The sequence below is a fragment of the Oceanicaulis sp. genome, from assembly GCF_965284345.1.
GTDB classification, from domain to species: Bacteria; Pseudomonadota; Alphaproteobacteria; order Caulobacterales; family Maricaulaceae; genus Oceanicaulis; species Oceanicaulis alexandrii_A.
In genome coordinates this window covers 224,662-248,669 of sequence record NZ_OZ260073.1, presented here as the reverse complement: position 1 = coordinate 248,669, position 24,008 = coordinate 224,662, and the positions used below count along the sequence as shown (strand labels likewise).

General features: G+C 62.1%; 21 protein-coding genes and 1 tRNA gene. 14 read left to right on the top strand and 8 right to left on the bottom strand.

The window, feature by feature from the left end:
- Nucleotides 1-20: 20 nt before the first annotated feature.
- The 4 genes from ACQ66J_RS01215 to ACQ66J_RS01200 all read right to left on the bottom strand — a co-directional run bounded on the left by ACQ66J_RS01215 (nt 21) and on the right by ACQ66J_RS01200 (nt 2,970).
- Nucleotides 21-512 carry an Hpt domain-containing protein gene (locus tag ACQ66J_RS01215; RefSeq protein WP_375548828.1) on the bottom strand — a complete coding sequence of 164 codons (492 nt, stop codon included), beginning with the start codon at nt 510-512 and terminating at the stop codon, nt 21-23.
- Between the two features lie 39 nt (nt 513-551).
- Nucleotides 552-1,049, bottom strand: coding sequence for a response regulator (locus ACQ66J_RS01210; protein ID WP_430430155.1), 498 nt, complete (start codon nt 1,047-1,049; stop codon nt 552-554).
- 66 nt (nt 1,050-1,115) lie between these two features.
- Entirely contained in the window at nt 1,116-1,874 is a 759-nt protein-coding gene (locus ACQ66J_RS01205) for an NAD kinase (RefSeq protein ID WP_430430154.1), read from the bottom strand.
- A gap of 49 nt (nt 1,875-1,923) precedes the next feature.
- Nucleotides 1,924-2,970: a DUF2336 domain-containing protein gene (locus tag ACQ66J_RS01200; protein WP_430430153.1), complete on the bottom strand. Its 1,047-nt coding sequence runs from the start codon at nt 2,968-2,970 to the stop codon at nt 1,924-1,926.
- Between the two features lie 95 nt (nt 2,971-3,065).
- On the opposite strand from ACQ66J_RS01200, the gene egtB reads away from it, so the two are divergent.
- The 5 genes from egtB (at nt 3,066) to ACQ66J_RS01175 (ending at nt 10,477) form a co-directional block, all read left to right on the top strand.
- Nucleotides 3,066-4,352, top strand: coding sequence for an ergothioneine biosynthesis protein EgtB (gene egtB / locus ACQ66J_RS01195; protein WP_430430152.1), 1,287 nt, complete (start codon nt 3,066-3,068; stop codon nt 4,350-4,352).
- 120 nt (nt 4,353-4,472) lie between these two features.
- Entirely contained in the window at nt 4,473-5,243 is a 771-nt protein-coding gene (locus ACQ66J_RS01190; RefSeq protein ID WP_430430151.1) for a class II aldolase/adducin family protein, read from the top strand.
- Nucleotides 5,244-5,382: 139 nt separating this feature from the next.
- Nucleotides 5,383-6,144 carry a hypothetical protein gene (locus ACQ66J_RS01185; RefSeq protein ID WP_430430150.1) on the top strand — a complete coding sequence of 254 codons (762 nt, stop codon included), beginning with the start codon at nt 5,383-5,385 and terminating at the stop codon, nt 6,142-6,144.
- An 80-nt stretch (nt 6,145-6,224) separates the two neighbouring features.
- Nucleotides 6,225-7,343, top strand: a complete 1,119-nt coding sequence (locus tag ACQ66J_RS01180) for an efflux RND transporter periplasmic adaptor subunit (RefSeq protein ID WP_430430149.1) — start codon at nt 6,225-6,227, stop codon at nt 7,341-7,343.
- A complete protein-coding gene (locus ACQ66J_RS01175; protein ID WP_430430148.1) occupies nt 7,340-10,477 on the top strand; it encodes an efflux RND transporter permease subunit in 3,138 nt (1,045 codons plus the stop codon). The genes ACQ66J_RS01180 and ACQ66J_RS01175 overlap by 4 nt, the downstream gene beginning before the upstream one ends.
- Nucleotides 10,478-10,534: 57 nt before the next feature.
- Here ACQ66J_RS01175 and ACQ66J_RS01170 read toward each other — a convergent pair whose 3' ends face one another.
- Complete coding sequence (locus ACQ66J_RS01170; protein ID WP_375548837.1) at nt 10,535-10,954, bottom strand: c-type cytochrome; 420 nt, start codon at nt 10,952-10,954, stop codon at nt 10,535-10,537.
- A gap of 247 nt (nt 10,955-11,201) precedes the next feature.
- Here ACQ66J_RS01170 and ACQ66J_RS01165 point away from each other — a divergent pair, with 247 nt between their 5' ends.
- From ACQ66J_RS01165 to ACQ66J_RS01155, 3 genes are read left to right on the top strand one after another with little or no spacing between them, the layout of a single operon-like run.
- Nucleotides 11,202-11,921: an ABC transporter ATP-binding protein gene (locus tag ACQ66J_RS01165; protein WP_375548838.1), complete on the top strand. Its 720-nt coding sequence runs from the start codon at nt 11,202-11,204 to the stop codon at nt 11,919-11,921.
- Complete coding sequence (locus tag ACQ66J_RS01160) at nt 11,918-14,296, top strand: ABC transporter permease (protein ID WP_430430147.1); 2,379 nt, start codon at nt 11,918-11,920, stop codon at nt 14,294-14,296. The genes ACQ66J_RS01165 and ACQ66J_RS01160 overlap by 4 nt, the downstream gene beginning before the upstream one ends.
- A gap of 15 nt (nt 14,297-14,311) precedes the next feature.
- Entirely contained in the window at nt 14,312-15,508 is a 1,197-nt protein-coding gene (locus ACQ66J_RS01155) for an efflux RND transporter periplasmic adaptor subunit (RefSeq protein ID WP_430430146.1), read from the top strand.
- A 223-nt stretch (nt 15,509-15,731) separates the two neighbouring features.
- On the opposite strand, the gene ACQ66J_RS01150 is transcribed toward ACQ66J_RS01155, so the two are convergent.
- A tRNA-Thr gene (locus ACQ66J_RS01150) sits at nt 15,732-15,807 on the bottom strand.
- Nucleotides 15,808-15,967: 160 nt separating this feature from the next.
- On the opposite strand from ACQ66J_RS01150, the gene metG reads away from it, so the two are divergent.
- From metG to ACQ66J_RS01120, 6 genes are all read left to right on the top strand, one after another.
- Nucleotides 15,968-17,677 carry a methionine--tRNA ligase gene (metG, locus tag ACQ66J_RS01145; RefSeq protein ID WP_430430145.1) on the top strand — a complete coding sequence of 570 codons (1,710 nt, stop codon included), beginning with the start codon at nt 15,968-15,970 and terminating at the stop codon, nt 17,675-17,677.
- A 93-nt stretch (nt 17,678-17,770) separates the two neighbouring features.
- Nucleotides 17,771-18,262 carry a hypothetical protein gene (locus tag ACQ66J_RS01140; RefSeq protein WP_375548842.1) on the top strand — a complete coding sequence of 164 codons (492 nt, stop codon included), beginning with the start codon at nt 17,771-17,773 and terminating at the stop codon, nt 18,260-18,262.
- 74 nt (nt 18,263-18,336) lie between these two features.
- The gene (locus ACQ66J_RS01135; protein ID WP_430430144.1) at nt 18,337-18,984 is read left to right on the top strand and encodes a hypothetical protein; all 648 of its coding nucleotides are present in this window, start codon (nt 18,337-18,339) and stop codon (nt 18,982-18,984) included.
- Nucleotides 18,985-19,053: 69 nt separating this feature from the next.
- Complete coding sequence (locus ACQ66J_RS01130; RefSeq protein WP_430430143.1) at nt 19,054-20,388, top strand: amidohydrolase; 1,335 nt, start codon at nt 19,054-19,056, stop codon at nt 20,386-20,388.
- A 3-nt stretch (nt 20,389-20,391) separates the two neighbouring features.
- Entirely contained in the window at nt 20,392-20,808 is a 417-nt protein-coding gene (locus ACQ66J_RS01125; protein WP_430430142.1) for a RidA family protein, read from the top strand.
- A 17-nt stretch (nt 20,809-20,825) separates the two neighbouring features.
- Nucleotides 20,826-22,010: a DUF819 domain-containing protein gene (locus ACQ66J_RS01120; RefSeq protein WP_430430141.1), complete on the top strand. Its 1,185-nt coding sequence runs from the start codon at nt 20,826-20,828 to the stop codon at nt 22,008-22,010.
- A gap of 329 nt (nt 22,011-22,339) precedes the next feature.
- On the opposite strand, the gene ACQ66J_RS01115 is transcribed toward ACQ66J_RS01120, so the two are convergent.
- On the bottom strand, nt 22,340-23,074 hold the full coding sequence (locus ACQ66J_RS01115; RefSeq protein WP_430430140.1) for an ABC transporter permease: 735 nt from the start codon (nt 23,072-23,074) through the stop codon (nt 22,340-22,342).
- Nucleotides 23,071-23,991 (bottom strand): ABC transporter ATP-binding protein, encoded by a 921-nt coding sequence (locus ACQ66J_RS01110; RefSeq protein ID WP_430430139.1) that lies wholly within the window; start codon nt 23,989-23,991, stop codon nt 23,071-23,073. The genes ACQ66J_RS01115 and ACQ66J_RS01110 overlap by 4 nt, the downstream gene beginning before the upstream one ends.
- Between the last annotated feature and the right edge of the window lie 17 nt (nt 23,992-24,008).

The following is a 24,008-nucleotide window of genomic DNA, read 5'->3' as shown; positions in this document are numbered from 1 at the left end:
AGTCGCGAGGTCGGCGGGGATTAATCCGCGCCGACCAATGCGATGACTTGCGTTTCCAGCTCTTCAGCGAGCTGACGGCCCACCGGATCATCTTCAGAGCGGATATTCTGGATCAGCGCAGCGCGGATCGAGCTGGCATGAGCGCGAACCAGAGCCAGAGGCGCGATCGACCGGCGCTCCTTGGTCTCGATCAGTTTGGCGAGCGAGCCTGAAATGCGCGAGATGATCGGAAACTCATAGGTGGAGCCCAGGCCGCGCAGATCATGGGCGGAGGTGAACAGCATTTCGCCGCTCTCACCCAGAAGGCCGTCCTGGCTGACCGAATCGATCAGAGCTTCCATTTTGGTGACTTCTTCAGCCAGCCAGTCCTGGAATTGGTGCTTGATCTGCCCCAGAGCCATTTCAGCGCGTTCGATAGCCGCCTGGTCCGCTGGAGGAAGTTTCCCGCCAACCTTGGCCTTGAGCATGTTCGGCGGATTGATGATCTCAACCGACTTATCAGGTTTTGCCATGCTTAGAAGGCTCCGCTTCCCATGTGTTCGTCTTGATCTCTACGCACCACGACGTTCTTCATCCGCGTGCGAGTCTACCTTACGGCGTCGGTCAGGTCCAAAAAAGCTGTCAGAATCCACAAACCGCCGCGGTTTTTTGAATATCGCGGAAATGTGTTGGTAAATGCTTTCCGGGCTGAATGGTTTGACCATAAATTCTGTCACGCCGGCGTCACGAGCGATTTTCACGCGTTCAACTTCCGCATAACAGGTGAGCATGATGATCGGCAGCGTGGGGCAGGGGCTTTTGCGCGGATCGCGCACCCAGCGCACCAATGCGATGCCGTCCACGGGTTCCATCTTCCAGTCGCAGATCAGCAGATCCACATGCTCATGCTGCAAGATGTCCATGGCCGCGCGCACATCGCCGGCTTCGTAAATCCGCGGGGCGCCCATGGCGTTCAGGATTGTACGCAGGATGCCTCGCATGGCGGCGTTGTCATCAACAATCGCCACCGTCATGCGATCCAGTGCGAGATAGGCGTCCTGCGGTTTCAATCCGGGCTCCCTGCCAGTGTAGGCTTTGGGTAGCAGTCAGACTTTAATACCCGGTAAGTCACGAGGTTAGGTGGCGAATTGCTCGAGCAATATGCGCTCGTCCAGTGCGCGCCCCTTATCAAACAGCATGGTCAGCGTGTGGCCGGGCGCCTGACAGATGGTGACGGTCTCAGCGTCCCGGAACTCCTTGTTGTCGGCAACGACGGCGACCGGGCGCTTGCGGGGTTCCAACACGTCAAAGCGAACCATGGAGGACTGGCGTAACAGCGCACCGCGCCAGCGCCTGGGGCGGAAAGCGCTGATCGGCGTCAACGCCAGCAAGGTCGCGTCCAGCGGCAGGATTGGCCCGTGCGCGGAGAAGTTATAGGCCGTCGACCCTGCAGGCGTCGCCACCAGCACACCGTCCGCCGCCAGCTCTTCCAGGCGGGTCTTGCCATCAATGCTGACACGGATTTTCGCGGTCTGACGGGTCTCGCGCAGCAAGGAGACCTCATTGATCGCGAGCGCTTCAAATGTTTGCCCGCGAGTGTCCCGGACAATGGCGCGCAGGGGGTGGATTTCGGCGCGTTCGGCCTGTTCCAGGCGGGTGATGAGCTCCTCGACGCACGGCTCGTTCATCAGAAATCCGACGGAGCCGAAATTCATGCCGAATACAGGGATCTTGCGGCCCATGACGGAGTGAAGCGCGTCGAGCATCACGCCGTCGCCGCCCAAAGCGATCAGCACATCTGCGTCCAGCAGATCGCTTTCCCCATAGCGTTCGACAAGATCGGCCTTGGCCGCTTGGGCGTCGTCACGATCTGAGACGTGGTAGGCCAGGCGCATGACGGCTCCTGTCAGCTCGCCGTGAAGGCGCTGCGGGAAAGAGAGAGGCTTAGTGGATTGAACCGTCTGCGCTCATCCGGTGCAAGGCCTGACGTGCGGTGTCTCGGGAGTATTGCTGATACAATTCCCCGACAGCCTTCTTGGCGGCGTCTGCGGGCAAATGATGCGCGCGGCCCTGGTCGCACAAGGCCTCAAAGAACAGATGGGCGTGATCGATATTCATCGCCATGGCGCGCGCCGCCAGTATCGAGACGCGAACCGGTGAGCGTCGCAGCGCCTGCCGCCAGTCCGCAGGCTCAAGACCGGTCAGGCGCGCAACGGCGTGGTCGGAGATATCGGCGCGACCATTCTGGGTCGCGCGCAAGACGTCTTCGGCGTTCAGCGCGTCAATTTCGTGCAGCTCATCGCTGAGGCTTGCGCCGAGATCATCAAGGCTGTCCTCGTCATGGTCCGCGTCAGTTGCGCCCAGGTGCACAAGGGCTTCGGGACACACCTCTTTCAGCAGCGCGCTGACGGCGTCTCCGGCCGCGTCATAGAGCGCTTGCGCGAACTCAAGCTCCAGCGATCCCCGTTGAGACAAGGCGTTCTGCAATAAGGCGTCAGCCTTGATGATATCTGCGGTTTGTTCAGCGCAGACTGCGCTCAGTTGGGCGCCGAGATTGGCAAAGAGCTGCGCCAGACAGTCGCGCTCGCGATACCCGCTCAGTCGCTCCGCCAGGGATTTGCTGATGCACCGGCGCTTCGCCAGCGCCAGTCTCTGGTCCGCCCCCAAGGCCGTGAGCGCCAGCAAGTCCTGCTCTTTCAGGCAGGGCGAATGCGATAAAATGAGGGCTGACACTTCGTAAGCGTCAAAGGCCAGAACCCGCACCGCCTCCAGCGGCGCCCATTCACATTGCGAGAGTTTCAACGCCGCCTGAATGCGCACGCGTGCCTCGGCCGCTTGTAAAAAACCTGTGAGATGAACATCGATCTCATCCAGGACCGGTTCAGGCAAAGGCCGAAGCGTGCAAAGATCGGTTAACGCGAGCGCTTTGCGTCCCGCCTTGTCAGGCGGAATCGTAGACGTGGTCACAGGGTCTGAGGTCGAACGCAGCATTTGCCCCTCATGCTAAATCGGCCTGACCGAAAGAAACATTAGCCCAAATTGACTGAATCTTGGTTAGTGAATCATTATCAACGGCGGAGTATAAGATGGCTAAAGACATGAATGCAGTCGCCTTTAGTGCTCTGAGAGACCGCTATAACGCTGTTCGGTCGCGGACAGAGGCCCTCTCTGCGGAATTCTCTGCAGAAGACTTGTGTGTGCAGACCATGCCGGATGTCTCGCCCGGCAAATGGCATCTCGCCCATGTAACCTGGTTCTGGGAGACGTTTCTGCTGTCCGAAGCGCATCCGGGCTATGAGCCTTTTGATCGGCGATTCAATTATCTGTTCAATTCTTATTATGAAGCGATTGGCGAGCGCCATGCGCGCCCGGAGCGCGGCTTTCTGACCCGGCCAGGTCTTGAAGAGGTTCTGGCCTATCGCGCCCATGTGGATCGCGCTGTGAATGACTGGTTTGATCAGGCGAGCGCTGAAGCGATCGACACCTGCCGCACGGTGATCGAGACCGGCTTCGCGCATGAAGAACAGCACCAGGAACTCTTCCTGACAGACATCAAGCACGTGCTGTCACGCAACAGCTTTCCCGAGGCTGGGTATCCTCGCAAGCTGGAGCCGGCGCCGGAACTGATCGCGACGCGCCCGGATCCCGACTGGGTGGCCTTTGAAGGCGGCTTGTTCGAGTTCGGTCATTTGGGCGGTGATTTCGCCTTCGATAATGAAGGCCCGCGCCATAAGGCGTGGCTGGCGCCTTTCGCCCTGGCCAGCCGTCCGGTCAGCAATGCCGAGTATCTCGCCTTCATTGAGGATGAGGGCTATGGGCGGCCTGAGTTCTGGCTGTCAGAAGGTTGGGCGCGGATGCAAGATGAGGGGCGCACCCACCCGTTTTACTGGCGCCGCCGGGACGGCGAATGGGCCGAATTTACTCTGCATGGCGAGCAGGCGTTGCACCCTGACGCGCCCGTCAGCCATCTCGACTATTTCGAGGCGAGCGCCTTCGCCAGCTGGGCCGGCGCCCGTTTGCCAGAAGAGCGCGAATGGGAGCACGCCGCCCAAAAATGTAGGCCGGATTCTGGGCATTGGGCGAGCGCTGACGGCTTGCTTCACCCCCAGCCGCAGAGATCGGGCACAGATCTGCAAGCCCTGTTCGGCGAAGTCTGGGAATGGACCCGGTCCGCCTATAGCGCCTATCCGGGGTTTGCGCCTGCAGAAGGAGCGATTGGCGAGTACAATGGTAAATTCATGTGCGGTCAGTTCGTGTTGCGGGGCGGGTCATGCCTGACGGCGCCTGACCATGCGCGGATCACCTATCGCAATTTCTTCCCGCCTGACGCCCAGTGGCAAATGACCGGGTTGCGCCTCGCCAAAGACCTTTAGTCGCGGCCGACCTTGCCCGCCAGGCATGGGCAGAGGCATAAAAGTACGGTAAACAGTGTTCACAGAACCGCCAAAGAGCGGTTGAGCGCAGAAAACGCCTGTCAGAGGGAGGAGAGCCTTATGGACGATGCCAGCCAAATCTCGGTGAAAGACCAGGTCAGCGAAGACGAGTGGAAAGCGCGGTGCGATCTCGCGGCGCTTTACCGTCTGGCGCGGATGCACAAATGGGATGATCTGTTTTTCACTCACATCTCCATGCGCGTTCCCGGCCCGGATGAGCATTTCCTGATCAACCCGTTCGGCCTTCTGTTTGAAGACGTGACGGCGTCCAATCTGGTCAAGGTCGATATCGAGGGCAATGTCCTGCCGCCATCGCGCTATGGCATTAATCCGGCGGGCTTCACCATTCACTCCGCGATCCACCATGCGCGCCCGGATGTGAAAGTCGCCATGCATCTTCACACCGACCAGGGCGTCGCCGTCGCGGCGCAGAAACGCGGCCTGCTGCCGATTTCTCAGCTGGCGATGAATGTGATGAAGGACGTGACCTATCACGACTATGAAGGCATCGCGCTGGATGCGGACGAGAAAGAACGTCTGGTCGCTGATCTGGGCAAGAACAACCTGATGATCTTGCGCAATCACGGCACGTTGACGGTCGGGGACCACCCGTTCAATTGCTATCTGCGCATGTATCTGCTGGAGCGCGCCTGTTCGATCCAGACCCTCGCTCAGGGCGCAGGCGCAGAGCTGATCGAATGGGATGACGCCATGCAGACCCGGGTCTTCAAGCAAGGCGAAGAAGGGGTCACAAATGAGCTCTTCCTTGAGATCGCCTGGCACGCCCTTCGTGGTCGCGTGGACCGTGAATGCCCAGGATATGACGTGTAAATTTCCCGCTTGAGGGGAATTTTCTGGACAAGTCGCCGCGCCTGAGTTTGGCTTCCTGCAAAGGGGCTGGGCGATGGGCGGCGACGGCCGGGCGAAACGATCGATACCAAATGCCGCGCTGTGGGTGTGCGGGGGCGTTTTGGGTTTATGGGCGCTGACCGCTGCGCCCGCTTCAGCGGGCGCCTGGACACGTCCCGCGGGAAGCGGTCTGACGATCACCACAGCCAGTCATCACGCCTTCGCCCTCAGCAACCCTGATGCGGCGTTTTCAAAGATTGAAACAGCCATTTACGCCGAATACGGGCTGACTGACCGCCTGACCGTGGTGGGCCGCGTGGCGCGGGAAACGCGGTTTCGCCGTTCTGAGCGCCAGATCACAAAAGCGGGCGCTACCTACACCCTGTCTCTCAATACCGTCAGCCAAGGATGGGGCGAGCTGGAGGCGGGTTTGCGCCTGAACGCTTTTCAGCATCGCGGTTGGGTTGTGAGCACTCAAGTCAGCGCCGTTCGATCGCCAACCGACCTTGAAAACGGTTTGCGCGCTCAGCCGGTCTGGGGATCGGACGCGCGCATTTTGCTGGGGCGCAGCCTTGGCGGACGCATGTTTGCGGACGCCCAACTGGCTCATCGCAGCCGCTTCGTTGAGGGCGGAGCCGAGCAACGCATGGATCTCACCTTCGGCGTTCGTCCTGCGCAGCGCTGGCTGGTGATGGCGCAGACATATTCAGCCTGGGGAGAGCGCAGCGGCGGCTCGAGTTATGAAAGCCACCGGTTTCACATATCTGTGACCGCACCGGTCGCAGACCGGCTTTCCTTGCAGTTTGGAGCGACTAACTCCTTTTATAACGACGGATTAGCGCCTGAACGTGCGTATATGCTCGCGCTGTGGCGTGAATTTTAAAATCATAACAGCGTGCGAATTTTGTTTTTTGTATTAAACGGCGCATATCGAGCGCTCAGAGACTTTCAGGAGACGGGCAAATGCAGCGTTGGCTTTTTCTAGCTGCGACAGCGGTGATTTTTGCAATCATGGCCTTGGCTGTGATCGTACGCGCCATGTCAGGCGGCGAGGATCAAGCCAGAGGATGGGGCGGCGGTCGCACGCTGGTGTCCGCCCATACGGTGCAGACCAGCACTTTCGCCGACGTCGTCGAGGCTCTGGGAAATGCCGGGGCCAATGAATCCGTCAGCCTGACCGCAAAAGTCTCCGACGTTATTGCGCGGCTTGATTTTGATTCCGGCGCCCGCGTGGAACAAGGCGATATCCTTGTGGAGCTGGCGGACGCTGAAGAAGCCGCAGGGCTGAGCGAAGCGCGCGCGACACTGCGCGAGACGCAACGTGATATTGCGCGGATCCAGGACCTGACTGACCGCGGGGTCGCCTCCCGCACGCGCTTGGACGAAGCGCAGGCGGCGCTCGATCGCGCCCGGGCGCGGGTCGCAGCGATTGAAGCGCGCGTGGCGGACCGCATTATCCGGGCGCCGTTTTCCGGCGTCATTGGTTTGCGCACTGTCAGTGTGGGCGAACTGGTTGGTCCGGGAGACGTGATCGCCCGGCTCGACGATACCTCGGTGATCAAGCTTGATTTCACTGTGCCTGAACGCTTTTTGTCGGTGATTGACGCCGGTCAAGTCGTGCGCGCCAGGAGCGCGGCCTTCCCTGATGAGCTGTTTCAAGGCGAGGTCAGCCAGGTTGACAGTCGCATCGATCCCGCCACGCGGACGGTGACTGTCCGCGCGCTGATCGACAATGCTGACGGTCGTTTGCGTCCTGGCATGCTGATGACGGTCGAATTGCGGCGCGATGAGCGTCAGAGCCCCGCTGTGCCGGGCTCTTCGATCGTTCGCTTTGGCGAGCAGACCTTTGTGTATGTGATCGCGGAGGGTCAGGCAGGCCCCATGGCGGTGCGCCGGGACATCGTGCTGGGCTTGCGCAACGCTGGCATGGTCGAAGTTGTAAGCGGGCTTAGCGCAGGCGAAACAATCGTTGCTGAAGGCGTGCATCGCGTGCGCGAGGACGCCCCGGTCGAGATTGCGAACGCGCCCGCTCTGGGCGGCGGCCAGGGCCTTGAGATCCAGACCGGGGAGGCCGCGCGATGACCCTCACTGATGTCGCCGTCCGCAGGCCTGTGCTCGCTTTCGTGGCGAGTGCCCTGATCATCGTTTTCGGCTTCATGGGCTTGCAAGAGCTCCCCTTGCGCGAAATGCCCGATGTGGATCGTCCCATCGTTTCCGTCAGCGCGGACTATCCCGGCGCCAACGCGGAAGTCATGGAAAACCGCGTCACGCAGGTGATCGAAGACAGCCTGTCGGGCATTGAAGGCGTGGATACGATCAGTTCGTCCTCTCGCGACGGCTCGTCCCGGGTCACTATCACCTTCACCCTGGAGCGCGATATTGAGGCGGCGGCCAATGATGTGCGTGACGCCGTATCGCGCATTCGCGACCGCATGCCCGAAGACGTGCAGGGCCTTGAAGTGTCAAAGCAGGACAGCGATGCGCGGCCCTTCCTGTGGTACATGCTCAGCTCTGACCGGATGACGCGCGAAGAGCTGACTGATTACGCCGACCGCAATATCGTCGACCGCTTCACCGTGCTCGACGGCGTGGCCAATGTGCGCATTGGCGGACAGCGCCGCTACGCCATGCGCATCTGGTTGGATCCGTATGAGATGGCGGCGCGTTCGGTGACGGTGTCAGACATCGAAGCCGCGTTGCGCTCTGAGAATGTCGAAGCGCCCGGCGGGGCCGTAGAAACCTCCGATACCCAGCTATTCGTGCGCGTTGAACGCTTGTTCGCGGATGAGGACGCCTTCTCGCGCATGCCGATCCGGGTGTCAGAAGATGGCCATGTGATCCGTCTGGGCGAGGTCGCGGATGTGGAGCTGGCGGCTGAAGAGCACCGATCCCTCTTCCGCGGCAATGGCCAGAACATGGTGGGCCTGGGGTTTGTACGTCAGAGCAAGGCCAATTCCGTCGCCGTCGCTGAAGAGATCAACGCGGCCATCGAGCGCCTGCGCCCGCAATTGCCCGAAGGCATGCAAATCGTTCAAGGCTCTGACGATACCGTCTTCATCAAGGAATCCATCAAGGAGGTCTGGCGCACATTCGCTGTGGCCGCCACATTGGTGGTGCTGGTGATTTACCTGTTCCTGGGCAGCTTCCGGGCCGCCATCGTGCCTGCGGCTGTGGTGCCGGTGTGCATGATCGGCACCTTCGCCATCCTCGCCGCGGGCGGCTTTTCCATCAATATCCTGACCCTTCTCGCGCTTGTGCTGGCGATCGGTCTGGTGGTGGACGATTCCATCGTGGTTTTGGAAAATATCCAGCGCCGGGTCGATCTGGGCGAGCCGCCCATGCTGGCCAGTGAACGCGGCGGGCGTCAGGTCTTCTTCGCTGTGATCGCAACCACGGCGACACTGGTGGCGGTCTTCATGCCGCTGATTTTCCTTCCGGGCCTGATCGGACGGATTTTCGCCGAGCTGGCGGTGACCATCACCGGCGCGGTGGTGTTGTCGAGCTTTGTCGCGCTCACTTTGTCGCCGATGATGACGTCCAAGCTTCTCAAGCCCAGCACCGAGCTGCGTGGCCCCGCGCGATGGGTGAACAAGGGCCTCGACCACGTCCAGGTGAGCTATCGTCACAGCCTGAAGCTCATTCTGAGCATGCCCTGGATCGTCGCGCCGCTGATCATCGTCGCCGTGGCGGGTTCGGCCTTCATGTTCTCGCGCTTGCCTGGCGAGCTGACCCCGCCCTCTGATCGCGGCAGCTTCTTCGGCTTCGTCGGCGCTCATGAAGGGGCGAGCTTTGACTATATGAGCGGCCAGATGATGCAGGCCGAAGAGATCGTGAACAGCTATCTCGAAAACGGCGAACTGCGCCGGGTGCTGGTGGTGTCGCCGGGCTGGGGCGGGTCGGGGTATAATTCGGGCATCGTCATCGGCAGCATGACCGACTGGGATGAGCGCCGTCCGGGTGATGAGATCGTCAATGAGATCAACGCGCGTCTGGGGCAATTGCCTGGGGTGCGCGCCTTTGTGTCCATGCGCTCGCCTCTGGGCGGCGGCGGGGGCGGCGGCGACGATATCCAATTCGTGCTGCAAGGCCCTGAATATGAACTTCTGGATCGCGAAGCTGACCGGCTGATCGCGGACATGGCCGAGCGCAACCCCAACCTCATCCGTGCTCGCAAGGATTACCAACCCACCGCGCCGCGTCTTCTGGTCGATATTGATCGCGAACGTGCGGCGGCTCTGGGCGTGTCGGTGTCTGATATCAGCGGCGCCTTGCAAACCCATCTGGGGTCGCGCCGGGTCGGTCAGTTTATTGATCGCGGCGAGGCTTATAATGTGATCATGGAGAACCGGCAGGCGGACCGGTCCAGCCAGAACGACCTGGAAGCCTTGTACGTCCGGGCGCAGTCGGGCGATCTGATCCCCTTGTCGAGCCTTGTGAATTTGCGCGAAGTGGGTGAGGCGCCCAGCCGCTCGCGCATCGACCGCCAGCGCGCGGTGACCGTCTCGGCCACCATTCAGGGCGATTACACCATTGGACAGGCGGTGGAATGGCTCGACGCCTGGGCGGCGAACACGCTGCCGCCGGAAGTAGGCACGACCTATGTGGGTGAAGTGCGCGAATTCCTGCGCTCCAACAATGCGATCTATTTCGCCTTCGGGCTGGCGCTCCTGATCGTTTTCCTGGTGCTAGCAGCGCAGTTTGAAAGCTTCATCCAGCCCGCCGTGATCATGCTCACCGTGCCGCTCGCGGTCGCGGGCGGCCTGTTCGGGCTTTATATGGGCGGATCGAGCCTGAACATCTTCTCCCAGATCGGATTGATCATCCTGATCGGTCTGGCGGCGAAGAACGGCATTCTGATCGTGGAGTTCGCCAACCAGCTGCGCGAAGAGGGGATGACCCTCGCCGAAGCGACGCTGGAGGCGTCTGTCACCCGCCTGCGTCCGATCCTGATGACAGGCGTGTCCACCGCCATCGGCGCCTTCCCGCTGGTCATCGCTAGCGGCCCCGGCTCGGAGACGCGCGTGACTATCGGTCTGGTGATTTTCACCGGGGTGATGGTGGCGACGCTGTTTACCCTCTTTGTGGTGCCCGCCGTCTATGGCGTTCTCGGCCGATACACCAAAACGCCGAACTGGGTGACGCGCCAGCTTGAAAAAGAAGCGCGCGAAGTGCGCGGCGCTGATCCGATCGATCCGCCCGCGGCGCCCGCGGAATAGCCAAGAAAAACCCCGGAGCGTCGCTCCGGGGTTTTTTATTCAGCGTTGAGGAAACGCTCAGTTTGTGTTCACGGCCAGCCAGGCGATCAGGTCATTGCGATCTTCTTCGTCCCGCAGACCGGCGAAGCTCATGCGGTTACGCGGGATGTAAGTCCGCGGATTGGCCAGATAGGCGTCCAGCGTCTCTGCTGACCAGACAATGCCGGACTCTGACATCGCGGGCGAATACCGAAAGCCCTCTTTGGCGCCGGCGTCCGCGCCAAACACGCCGTGAAGATTGGGGCCGACCATGTTGCGGCCGCCTTCATCCACGGTGTGGCAGGACTGGCAGCGGCGGAAGATGCGGGCGCCGTTCTCGACGCTGGCGCTCACATAGGGCTCGCCCAGTTCGGCCAGGACGGTGGTGTCGGCGTCGTCTTGCGCCTGGGCCGCACTGGTCAGGGCGAGGGCGGCGAAACCGGCGAAAATCATACGCATTGGGAACTTACTCCTGTTGCACTCGGGTCTGGGTGTGCATCTAGCGCGTCACATGGGGCCCGGCAAATGCGCCAAGCGTCGCAGGATACGCCAATCCTCACCCTAAAATCATGAGCTTGCGGCCTGATTAAGGCGGTGTGTGTGCAGGTGCGGCAAGATGAAACAGGGCTGCGCGCCTGTCTCGACTGACCAAGGGCAGCCGATCTCGCTAGGATGGACCTTGATCAAGCGGGGATGAAAAGGCCGGATGGCGAACACATCACCCATAGCGTGTTTTGAAACGCGCGATCTGTGCAAGGTTTACGGGGAGGGCGCAGGCGCCGTCCACGCCTTGCGCGGCGTTGACCTTCTGGCGCCGGAGGGCGAGCTCGTTGTGTTGCTCGGCCCTTCAGGGTCGGGCAAATCCACCTTGCTCAATATTCTGGGGGGGCTCGATCGCGGCAGTTCCGGCGAGGTGTATTTTCGAGGCCGACCGCTGCATGAAGCCAGCGAGCGCCAGCTGACGCGCTATCGGCGCAATCATGTGGGCTTTGTCTTTCAGTTCTATAATCTGATGCCCAGCCTGACCGCGCTTGAAAATGTGGCGCTGGTCACTGAAGTCGCGCCCAATCCACTGCCGCCTGAAGAGGCGCTGGCGCTGGTGGGTCTGCATGAGCGCATCCATCATTTCCCGGCAGAGCTTTCGGGCGGCGAACAGCAACGCGTCGCCATTGCGCGCGCCATCGCCAAACGGCCTGAAGTCCTGTTGTGCGACGAGCCGACGGGCGCGCTGGATTCTGCGACGGGCGTCAAAGTTCTGCAGGCCTTGCGCGAGGTCAATGAAACCCTGGGCGCCACCACCTTCATCATCACCCACAACGCGTCCGTGGCGGACATGGCCGACCGGGTCATCGTCTTCGGTGATGGTCAGATCCGCGAGAACCGGGAGAACGCCACCAAATTGGACCCCAAGGAGATCGCCTGGTGACCCGGCGCTGGCTCTCTGTGCTGGACCTCAAGCTCTGGCGCGATTTCTGGTCCATGCGGGGTCAGGCGTTGGCGATCGCGCTGGTGATTGCGGGCGGCGTCTCGGTGCATCTGGTGATGGCGGGCATGCTGGGCTCGCTCGATGAAACCCGCTCCGCCTATTACGAGCGCTACCGGTTCGCTGACATCTGGGCGCCGGCGGTGCGGGCGCCCAATGCGGTACTCAATGATATTCGCCAGATCGACGGGGTCGCAGCCGCCCAATCGCGCATCCTGGCGCCGGTCTTGTTCGACATCCCCAATATGGCCGAGCCGCCTAGCGGGGTGATCTATTCCTTGCCCCACGCAGGACGCCCCCTGGTCAATGACATTCATCTGGTCGCCGGCTCCATGCCCGACCCGGCTCGGCGTGATCAGGTGGTCGTGCTGGAGGGGTTTGCAACCGCGCACGGTCTGACGGTGGGCGATACGGTCATGGTCACCATTCGGGGCGGCAGAGAGCGACTGTCGATCTCCGGCATCGCGCTGTCGCCTGAGTATGTCTACGCCATCGCGCCCGGTCAGATCGTGCCTGATCCGTTATTGTTCGGCGTTTTGTGGATGGATCGCGAAGCGCTGGAAACGGCCGCCGATCAGCAAGGCGCCTTTAACGAGGTGGTGGTGCGCCTGTCACGGGGGGCTGACCCGGCGCCCGTACGCGCCGCGATTGACCGCAGTCTCGAGCCTTATGGCGGGGCGGGGGCGTACACACGCCGCGAGCATGTCTCCGCCGCTTTCTTGCAAAGCGAGCTTGATCAGCTTGAGACCATGGGCGCCATCTTGCCGCCGATCTTTCTGGCGGTGGCGGCGTTCCTGGTGAACATCGTGATCTCGCGATTGATTGCTGTGGAACGCGAGCAGATCGGGCTTCTAAAGGCTTTTGGCTATTCGTCAGAGGCCGTGTCCCTTCATTATCTCAAGCTGGTCGGCGTCATCGCCGCGCTGGGGCTTGTGATCGGCTTTGCGTTGGGAACCTGGCTCGGTCACGCCATGGCGATGATGTATGTGCAATATTACAGCTTCCCCTTTCTCATTTTCTCAGCCAGCCCGTCTGTTTACGCCATCGGCGTTCTGGTCACCGTCATAGCGGTTGGCGGCGGCGCGATCTGGTCGGTCTTCAAGGCGGCCCGGCTGGAGCCGGCGGTGGCGATGCGTCCGCCGCCGCCGCCTGATTACTCGCGCGGCGCCGGGGTAATGCTGACCCGGATCAGCGTGCTCGATCATCAAAGCCGGATGGTCTTACGCCAGATCTTCCGTTGGCCTGTGCGGGCGGGGCTGACCGTGACCGGCATCGCCGCCTCCGGCGCCTTGCTGGTGATGACGCTCTATTTTCTCGACGCCATGGAGGTGATGATCGAAAATTATTTCGACCTCTCCAACCGGCATGACATGGCGGTCAGCTTCACCGAGCCGCGAAGCATGGCGGCGTTTCACGATCTCGCCGGGCGTGAGGGCGTTGTGGAGGCGGAACCCTTCCGGATGGCGAGCGCGCGCCTGCGTTACGACAATCGCGAAGTCCTGATGGGGATAACGGGCGTCATCGACGATCCGGCCCTGTCGCGCATGATGGATGGGCAGGGGCGCACGGTGTCGCCGCCGCCCGGCGGTTTGATCCTGTCTCAGGATCTGGCGAACCGGCTACATGTGCGCTCAGGCGAGCTGTTGACCGCGCAAATCACTGAAGGCTCCCGGCCGCGACTTGAACGGCTGGTGGTCCAGACGCCGGATGTGCTGATCGGATCGGGCGCTCAGATGCGCCTCGAAGACCTGAATGCGGCGCTGGGTGAAGGTCGGGTGATATCCGGCGTCTATCTGCGCGTGGATCCGGCGTTTGCGGACGCGCTTTATCTCGAGCTGAAAGATGCGCCGCTGGTGGCGGGCGTCCAGCTTCACACCATCGCCAGAGAGAATTTCACCGAGCTGATGGACCGGTCCATCGGACGCTCGATCTTCATTTACACGCTGTTCGCCGGCATGATCGCGCTGGGGGTGATCTATAACTCCGTGCGCGTCTCGCTGGCTGAACGTGAACGCGAGCTGGCCTCCTTGCGGGTGCTGGGTTTCACCAAGGGCGCGGTCAGCTACATCTTGCTGGCTGAAAGCGCCATCCTGACCCTGGTGGCCCTGCCGATTTCTCTGGTCGCCGGCGCGGCCCTGGCCTGGGGTATGTCCAAGGCGATGAGTTCGGATTTCTTCCGCCTTCCGTTCGTGATCGAGCCATCCACCTATGGCTATACGGCGTGCGTGCTGATCGTGATCGCCCTGATCAGCGGGCTGATCGTGCGCCAGCGCATCAACCGGCTTGATCTGATCGCCGTGCTGAAAACTCGCGAATAGCCAAGGAGGCGCCCGATGACCTTGAACTTTCGAACTCTGTTCTGGCCTGCTGTCGGGCTGATCGCCCTGGTGTTGATCATCTACGCCTTCCTGCCGCGGTCTGTGCCGGCGGATTTCGCCCGTGTCGAGCGCGGCGTTCTGACGGTGACCGTTCAGGATGAAGGCTATACGCGGGTGCGAGAGGTTTACACGGTGTCTGCGCCCGTGGGCGGACGGTTGCTGCGCGTGGAGCCCGAAGCTGGCGATGCAGTAAGCGTGGGGCAGGTTCTGGCCAATATCCTGCCCTCTGACCCGGCGTTTCTGGATGCGCGCAGCCAGGGCGAAGCGGAAGCCGCCTTGCGCTCGGCTGAGGCCTTGCTGGGCTTTGCGCAAGCGGATGTGGAGCGGGCGCGCGCTGAAGCCGATTTCGCGCAGGCCGAGATGGACCGGATCGATACCCTTTATGAGCGCGGCACCGTTAGCGAAGGCGCGCTGGACCGCGCGCGGTTGGCCTTGCGTAGCGCCAATGCCGCTTTGAACACCGCCCGCGCCAATGTGCGCGCCCGTCAGGCCGAGCGCGACGCCGCGGCGGCGCGATTGCTGGAGCCCGGCGATAATGGCGACGCCCGTGGCCTCGTGGAAGTGACGAGCCCGGTGAACGGCCGCGTGCTCCGGCTGGTTCAGGAAAGCGAGATGGTGGTGGCGCCCGGCGCGCCCTTACTGGAGCTGGGCGACCCGCAAGATCTGGAAATCGTTGTCGAGCTGCTATCCACCGACGCGGTGCGCATCACTGAAGGCGCGGCGGCGACGCTGGAAGATTGGGGCGGGTCACCGCCCTTGCGCGCTCGTGTCAGCCGGGTGGAGCCCTTTGGATTTCTGAAAATCTCGGCGCTGGGCGTCGAGGAACAGCGCGTCCGGGTGCGGTTGGATCTCTTGGACCCGCCGCAGATGTGGGAGAGCCTGGGCCATGGCTTCCGCGTGGAGCCGGCGATCGAGGTCTGGCGCGGCGAAGACGTGCTGATCGCACCAGTGGCGGCGCTGTTCCGACGTGAAGGCGGCTGGGCCTGTTATGTGGTGGAAAACGGGCGTGCGCGTCTGCGCTCTGTCGAGATCGGCCAGACCAATGGCGTAGACGCTGAAATCCTGACGGGCCTGGAAAGCGGTGAAACCCTGGTGCTCTACCCCTCAGACCGGATCGAGGATGGCGTGCAGGTGACCGAGCGGGGGGAATAAAGCTCGCCCCACCGAACCCGCAGGGTTCGCAAGGCCAAAGGCCGCCCGCAGCGTCAGCGAGGAAAGAACCATCGAACCGTCAGGGTTCGCAAGCGCGACCGCGCGCCCGCAGCGAAGCGAGGATCGACCGAGCGAAGGCAAGAAACACAGACCGAACCCTGAGGGTTCGCAAGGCCAAAGGCCGCCCGCAGCGTCAGCGAGGATCTTCAAACATAGAGAAAACTGGCGCCGGCTGAGGGAATCGAACCCCCGACCTTCGGTTTACAAAACCGCTGCTCTACCAGCTGAGCTAAGCCGGCGCGTCTGGGCTTTCTACGCGGGAGCCTGCCAGTTGGGCAAGCGTCTGGATGCAGACAATGCACACGCAGGGCGGTGACGCTGAACCGGGCTGGTTTCCCTTTGCCGTGAGCTTGGGTAAGAGTGCGCGTCTCATCCCGTGACAGACCGGATCTAATCTCCATGGCCCGCATACTCATCACCAGCGCTCTACCGTATATCAACGGCGTCAAGCATCTCGGCAATCTGGCCGGCTCCATGCTGCCCGCCGACGTGTATGCGCGCTTCATGCGGCTGAGCGGCCATGACGTGCTGGCGATCTGCGCCACCGACGAACACGGCACGCCCGCCGAGCTGGCCGCCGCGGTCGCCGGGCAGGATGTGCGGACCTATTGTGACGAACAGCACGAGATCCAGAAATCCATAGGCGAGCAGTTTGCGCTGAGCTGGGATTATTTCGGTCGCACCTCCTCAAAGCAGAACGCTGAACTGACCCAGCACTTTGCGGAGACGCTGGAAGCGAACGGCCTGATCGCGGAAGTCGTCGAAAAACAGGTCTATTCTATTGACGATGAACGCTTTTTGCCAGATCGCTATGTAGAGGGGACCTGTCCCAATTGCGGGTTCGAGAAGGCCCGCGGCGACCAGTGCGATAATTGCGGCAAGCTTCTCGACCCGATCGAACTGATCGAGCCGTATTCGGCGGTGTCCGGATCGAAGAATCTCGAAGTGCGCGATACGCGCCATCTCCAGCTCAAGCAGACCGATATGGAAGCGCGCATTCGCGCCTGGGTGGATGCGGCGGACGGCTGGCCGCAATTTGCTAAATCCATCGCCTATAAATGGCTCGATGAAGGCTTGCGTGACCGCACCATCACCCGCGACCTGAAATGGGGCGTACCGGTCACCCAGAACGGCGCGCCGCGCGAGGGCTTTGAAAACAAGGTCTTCTATGTCTGGTTTGACGCGCCCATCGGTTATGTCGCCGCGACGCGCGAATGGGCGGAAACAACCGGCGGCGATTGGGAGAGCTGGTGGCGCACCGACAAGGGCGCAGACGATGTGCGCTATGTGCAGTTCATGGGCAAGGACAATGTAGCCTTCCACACGGTCAGCTTCCCCGCGACGCTTCTCGGCTCTGAAGAGCCGTGGAAGACGGTGGACGCGCTCAAGGCGTTCAACTGGCTGACCTGGTATGGCGGCAAGTTCTCCACCTCCAACAAGCGCGGCGTCTTCATGGACCAGGCGCTTGAGCTGTTGCCGTCCGATTATTGGCGCTGGTATCTCACCGCTTACGGGCCTGAGGGGTCTGACGCGCAATTCACCTGGGATCATTTCCAGTCCAGCGTGAACACGGACCTCGCCAATGTACTGGGCAATATGGTCAATCGCGTTCTGAAGTTCGCCACCTCCCGCTTTGAGGGCGTTGTGCCGGATGGGGGAGAAACGGGCGAGCATGAGGCCTGGCTGGCGAGCGAGGTCGAGACGCGCCTCAAGGCGATCGCCAGTCATTATGAAGCCATGGAGTTCCGCAAGGCGGCTGCGGAAACCCGCGCGCTCTGGGCGGCGGGCAATGACTATCTCACCCGGGCCGAACCTTGGGCGCACTTCAAGACGGACAAGGACAAGGCCGCCATGGGGGTCCGCACCGGGATCAATCTGATCGCCCTGGCCGCCATTGTCGCGCAACCGGTGATTCCAGATGCAGCGAAAACCGTTCTGGACGCGATTGGCGTTCCCGAAGATCGGCGGACCTGGCCCACGGGCTCAGGGGCTGCGCTTCTGGACGCTCTGCCGCGCGGTTTGCAGTTCTCCGTACCCGATGTCCTGTTCGCCAAGATTGAGGATGATCAGGTCGCTGAATGGTCAGAGCGATTCGGCGGCGCCGAATAAGGCGAGTTCTTGCGCTGAATACACCCATTACGGTTAGTCTTTCGTTTAGGCGGACTTGGCATTGTCTGCGCTGGACCAGACGACGGGGCTATCATGAGCGAAGCGGCGACCTTGGGCGAAGGCGCGCTGTCAGCGGAGGCGTTGACGGCGGCCAACGTGCATCCGGAAACCGGCCTTGCGACTGACTATCTCAACCATTTCAATGAAGTGGTCATGCTTCTGGAGATGTTGCCCGATATGCCGGACTTCGCTGAGGAAGTCCTGGCGTGGGAGCCTGTGCCCTATGAAGAGCATTTCGAGCGCACCAATTATGTGGGCAAGGAAACCGTGATCGCGGCCTATGCCGCTGTGGATCACACCTTGAAAGCGCATCTTGAGACCATCGTCGCCGCCGTGAACGATGAAATGCGCGAAGCGCAATCCAAGGTCCAGGCCGGCGATTTCGCGGGCGCTTCGGCCATGGCGGGCAGTGAAATTGAATCGCTGCTGGCCGCCGCCCGCGCCGCCGTTCAGGGCCGGATTGAGGGCGAAGGCATTGATGACAGCGCCGCCGCCCAGGCCGCCGCCGACGCCCTGTTTGATTGACGATCTAACTATTCAGTAAGTTGAGAGCTCTCCCGCTTCCGGCTTAACCTGTCTGTGTATGAGGGAGGCGCTTGATGGACTATGATCACGACCGCTACGACGCCTGGACCTGGAAGCATCCGCTCATCCTTCACTGGGTCCTCAATCCCGGGCTCGTTTTCAATGAGCTGGTGCTCGGTCAGCGCATACCCCGGCTCACGCTGATCGATACTCAGTCTGAAGCGCCGATGGCTGAGCGTCAGTACATCCCGTGCCCTCATTGTCAGGCGATGAATCCTGCCTCCGTCTATTCCAAAGCACCGATGGGCAATTATGCGGGTCTGGTCTGTCTGGAGTGCGGGGGTGAGATCCCGACGGTCAAGAATGCGCTGACCTGGCTTCTGCTCATGGCCAGCTGGCCGCTCTGGGCGCCGTTCAAGCGATACATGGCGCCTGATATGCTGGCCAAGCAGCGTGCAAAACTGCTGAACCCGGCGCCCGTCACCGCCCAATCTCGAACTCAACCGACAGTCTCCGGCCTGAAGCTGGGCGTCATATTTGGCGTGCTCATGGGCCTGTTCTTTTTTGTGATGGGCATGCTGGACGGCGGCGGTGTTGGCGCAGCGCTCACATCCTCGGCGATCGGCGGGGCGCTGGGGGGCGTGTTCTTCGGGGTCATCATGAAGCTGTTCCTGACAGTGGCCGGACGCCGGGCGGCGCCGGAAACCCCTTCGAAGCACTGACGCTTTATGCGTTGACCTCCCCGGACTGGCGGTCTGCAATGCCGCCAAGAAAAAAGGGGAGTCGTACTCATGCGTCATTTGTTCATGGCCGCCGCCGCAGGGCTGGCGCTGACCACGCCGTCTTTCGCTCAAGACGATCTGCGCACCGCCATCGCCACAGATTGGGATAACCATCTGCAAGCGCTCTATGAGCACTTCCATGAGAATCCAGAACTCTCCTTTATGGAAGTGGAGACCGCCGCTCGCCTGGCGCAGGAACTGCGCAGCGCCGGGTTTGATGTCACCGAAGGCGTCGGCCGCACCGGCGTCGTCGCGGTGATGGAAAACGGCGAGGGGCCGACCATCATGCTGCGCGCCGACATGGACGGCCTGCCCGTGCGCGAAGACACGCCGGTGGAATACGCGTCTGAGATTATGGGCGAGGACCGGATGGGCAACACCTTCCCGGTCATGCATGCCTGCGCGCACGACACGCACATGACCTCTCTGGTCGCCGCCGCGCGCTATATGAGCCAGAACCGCGACGCCTGGACGGGGACGCTGGTGCTGATCGGCCAGCCCGCCGAAGAAGTGGGCCTGGGCGCGCTCGCCATGCTGTCCGACGGCCTTTATGAACGCTTCCCGGCGCCGGATGCGGTCGTGTCCTATCACACCTGGGGATACATGCCGGCGGGCGTGATCCGCTATGCGCCGGGCTGGGCGATGGCCAATGTGGATTCGGTTGATCTTTATGTCCGCGGCGTCGGCGCCCACGGCGCGTCACCGCATCTGGGCAAGGACCCGGTGGTGCTCGCCAGCCAGATCGTCACCAATCTGCAAACTCTGGTCAGCCGCGAGCTGTCGCCGCTTGAAACCGGCGTTGTGACGGTCGGCGCCTTTAACGCCGGGACCAAGCACAACATCATCTCTGACGAAGCCCATCTGCAGATCACCGTACGGTCTTATTCTGACGAGGTGCGCGAGCGCCTGATCAGCGGGATCGAGCGCATTGCGCGCGGTCAGGCGATGGCGGCCGGCCTGCCCGAAGAGTTGATGCCGGTGATGGAGGTCGAGCAGACTTACACGCCAGCGCTGTATAATGATCCGGCGCTGTCAGATCAGGCGGGCGCCGTGCTGGCGGCCCGGTTTGGCGAAAACGCCGTGGGGACCGCAGACCCGGTGACGGGCGGCGAGGATTTTTCGCGCTATGGCCGCACTGAGGAAGACGTGCCCATCTTCATGTTCTGGGTGGGCGGCGCACCGCAGAGCGTGTGGGACGAGTATCAGGCGCGCGGTGAAACCCCGCCTGCGAACCACTCGCCCTTCTTCTATCCCGATGGCGAAGGCGCCGTGACGGTGTCCTCTGAGGGCATGGTGGCGATTGCGCTCGACCTGTTCGCTAATGGCGTTCCTCAAGGCGAATAGACGATGACCAAACCCCGTCACGACATCCAGCGCGTCACCTCTGGCGCGCCCTGGGAAGAGCTGGTCGCCTATCGCCGCGCCGTGCGCGTCGGCGACCAGGTGTTTGTGGCGGGGACGGTGTCGGTGGATGCACAGGGGCAGCCGTTCGCGCCCGGAGACGCCGGAGCCCAGACCTCACAATGTCTTGAAATCATCGCGCAAGCGCTGGACAAGGCGGGCTCCCATATCAGTCATGTGGTGCGTACGCGCCTTTACGTGACCGATATGAGCCCTGAAACACAACGCGCGGTGGGGCAGGCGCATCGCAAGGTGTTCGCAGAGTTTCCGCCCGCCAGTGCGATGATCGGGGTCGCGGCGCTCGCCGGGCCTGAGTTTATTGTTGAGATTGAAGCTGATGCGGTCATTCCGCCCGGCGACTGAACTGTCAGGATGATTTGATGGATGCTTCCTTGATCCCCGCCGATCAGCACCTCGCGGTGATGGCTGGGCTGACCGTGATCGCAGCGGCAGGCTTTTTGCTGGAAAAGACCAAATTCGGCGCTCTTTTGACCGGCACCGTATGGACGATCCTGCTGGCGATCCTGGCGTCCAATCTGCGCATCCTGCCGTTTGACGCGCCGGCCTATGGCTTCGTGTTCTCCTATGCGGTGCCGGTGCTGATCCCGCTCTTCTTGATGAAGGCGGACCTCAAGCGCATCTTCTTTGAGACGACCCGGATGACCGGGGCCTTTCTGATCGCATCTTTGGCGACAGTGATCGGCGTCTTCATCGCTGTGCTGGTGGTCCGCTTGGGCGACTGGGAAGCGGCGGTCGCGGCGTCTTTGACGGGCTCGTATGTGGGGGGATCTGTGAATTTCGGGCCGCTGACCGAGATGACCGGTCTGGCCGAGGGCGCGCCGAGCCTCGTCTCCGCCATTGTCGCCGCCGACCATCTGGCGAGCGCCGCCTATCTGGGCGTTCTGGCCGTGCTGCCGGGCGTCGCCTGGATCGCCAAGCGCTTCGTGTCGCGCGATCATACCCAGGACCACACCGATACGTTGGAAGAAGGCAGTGAGGGCGCGACGACGCCGCTCTCGCTGGCGCTGACCTTGGCTTATGCGCTGACGGTCGTCGCTATCGGCACATGGCTGTCGAGCGTGGGCGACGGCCTGGTGTCGCCGGATGCGATGCGCGAGGCGATCGGCGTCTCCTTCGGCGATCTCAAATATGTCTTCATCACGCTTCTGGCGTTGATCCTGCCCACCGCTATCCCGACCCAGATGGCCAAGCTCAATGGCGGGTTCGAGCTGGGCGTGGTGTTCGCCTTCCTGTTCTTCGGCGCCATCGCCGCCGGCGCCAATGTGGCGCAATTGCTCGCCGATGCGCCGCTGATCATGTTGTTCATCGCCATATTGGTGAGCGTACATGGCGTGGTGGCGTTCGTGCTCGCCAAGTTCTGCAAGCTGTCCCTGCCTGAAATCATCATCGCGTCCAACGCCGCCATTCTGGGCGCCACCACCGCCCCGGCGCTGGCGGCGGCCAAGGGCTGGCGGGACCTCGTGACGCCGGGCGTTCTCGTCGGCGTTCTGGGCTATGCGCTGGGCACGGTGCTGGGCACGCTTGTGTACGGTGTTCTGAGCTAGCTCGGCCCACGCCCGGTCTGCGATTAGCCAGTCTTGCCGATTGTGACGGTTCTGTTTGTTCGCCCTCTTGCATGTTGGGGCGATAGCCGTCACTTCTATTGATGAATGCAGCAATTGAAAGGAGGTGATTCGATGTCGAGTGTTTCACGTTCAGGACCGTCCGCCCTGCGCGGTCAGGTGGTGTCGGAGCATCCTTTGGCCCGCCTCGTCTAGCGTATTGGCTTGGCCAAGGACGGTGTGTCTTGGCTGAACACGGAAAGGCCCCGCCTTGGCGGGGCCTTTTTTGTGGGTCCATAAAGGGCCGTCGAATTTGTGATCAGTCAGCTGAGCTAGCGCCAGTCTCTCCGGGCCAGCCAGACACACGCCAGGGCGAAGATGGCGACGCCGCCAACCGAGCCGGTCAGCAAGGCCTGCTGGGCGCGTTCGGGTTCTGAGGCGAGCATGTTCACCGGCAGCAGCCAGGGAAAGAACACGCCATATTCTGATGAGGTCGCCACGACCGAGACGAAGACGCCGCCAATGCCGACGATGATCGGGGTGGCGAAGGATGACACCGCGTGCGCGATGGTGAACTGCAAACCGGACATCAACAGCCCGGCCAGCCACATCTTGAACATCAGCCCGGTCATGAGCGCATAAGGCGGCGTCCCTGAGACCGCCTGATCGGGGGCGATGAGCTGGACCAGATGTCCGGCGGCGAGCACGCTGGCGCCGATGCCGGCCGAAATCAGCGCCACGAGCCCGATGGTCACCACCGCCTTGGCGGCGAACACAAGGGTCTTGGGCGCCGGCTGGACGAGACTCCAGGTCCATCCTGCGCAGCCATGTTCAAGGCTCGCCATCAAGGCGGTCAGGGCGGTGATGGTCAGCGGCATCAGCAGATAGGCCCATATGGCGGCCCCGCTCATGCTCAATTGATCCCAGGTGTCAGGCCCGTTTCCGGTCAACGTCGTCGCAATCACCATCAGGCCCAGCATGAGGGGCGGCGCCGCCGCCAGCAGCAGAACCAGCGAACGCTTCAGCTTCATGGTTTCAGCCAGGATGGCGCGAAACAGGACGATCATTGGCTGAGCCCCCGTCCAGCGCCGGTTAACCGCAAGAAGAGCGATTCAAGGGCCGGTTTCTCGACACGCAGGGCTGAGACGCCGATGCCTTCGGCGACCAGATCCCGCACCAAAGCGCGACGCTCTTCGGCGGTCAGATTGACCGTAACGCGCACCCAATCCTCCTTGCGGTTCGCCTCAAGGCCTTGTTCAAGGAAACGCTGGGCCAAGGCGACGGGACGATCCGTCTCAACCGCGAGGACAGAGGGCGCCGCGTCAGTCAGGCGCTCAAGCCGGTCCTGAAACACCATTTTGCCTTTGTCCATCAGCGCGCAATGGGTGGCGATCTGCTCGATCTCGCTCAGCAGATGACTGGACAGGAACACTGTCGCGCCCAGCGTTTCGGGGAGGGAGCGGATCAGCGCGCGCATGTCGGCGATGCCTGCCGGGTCCAGCCCGTTCGTGGGTTCGTCAAGGATCAACAGGCGCGGCTGTCCCATCATGGCGCGCGCCAGAGCGAGACGCTGGCGCATGCCGAGCGAATACCCCGACACCTTGCGGTCCATAGCATCGACCAGTTGCACGCGTTCGAGCTGTTCCAGCGCCTGGCGCACGGGACGCCCGGACAGGCGGGCTGCTAGGGTGAGAATCTCACGTCCAGTCAGATTGGGGTACAGCGCCGGGCCTTCCACGATCGCACCCACCCCTGAGAGCGCTTGCGAGCGGTTCTTCGCCAAGGTGCAGTTATTGAGTCGAACCTCGCCCGAATCAGGCGCGATCAACCCCAGCAGCATGCGAATGCTGGTGGTCTTGCCGGCGCCGTTGGGCCCCAGAAAGCCGAAAACGCTGCCCTCTGGAACCGCCAGGTTCAGGCCGTCTACTGCGGTCACATCACCAAAAGCGCGACACAGACCTTGTGTTTCAATCGCAAAAGCCATGGCAGGACGCTCTGATA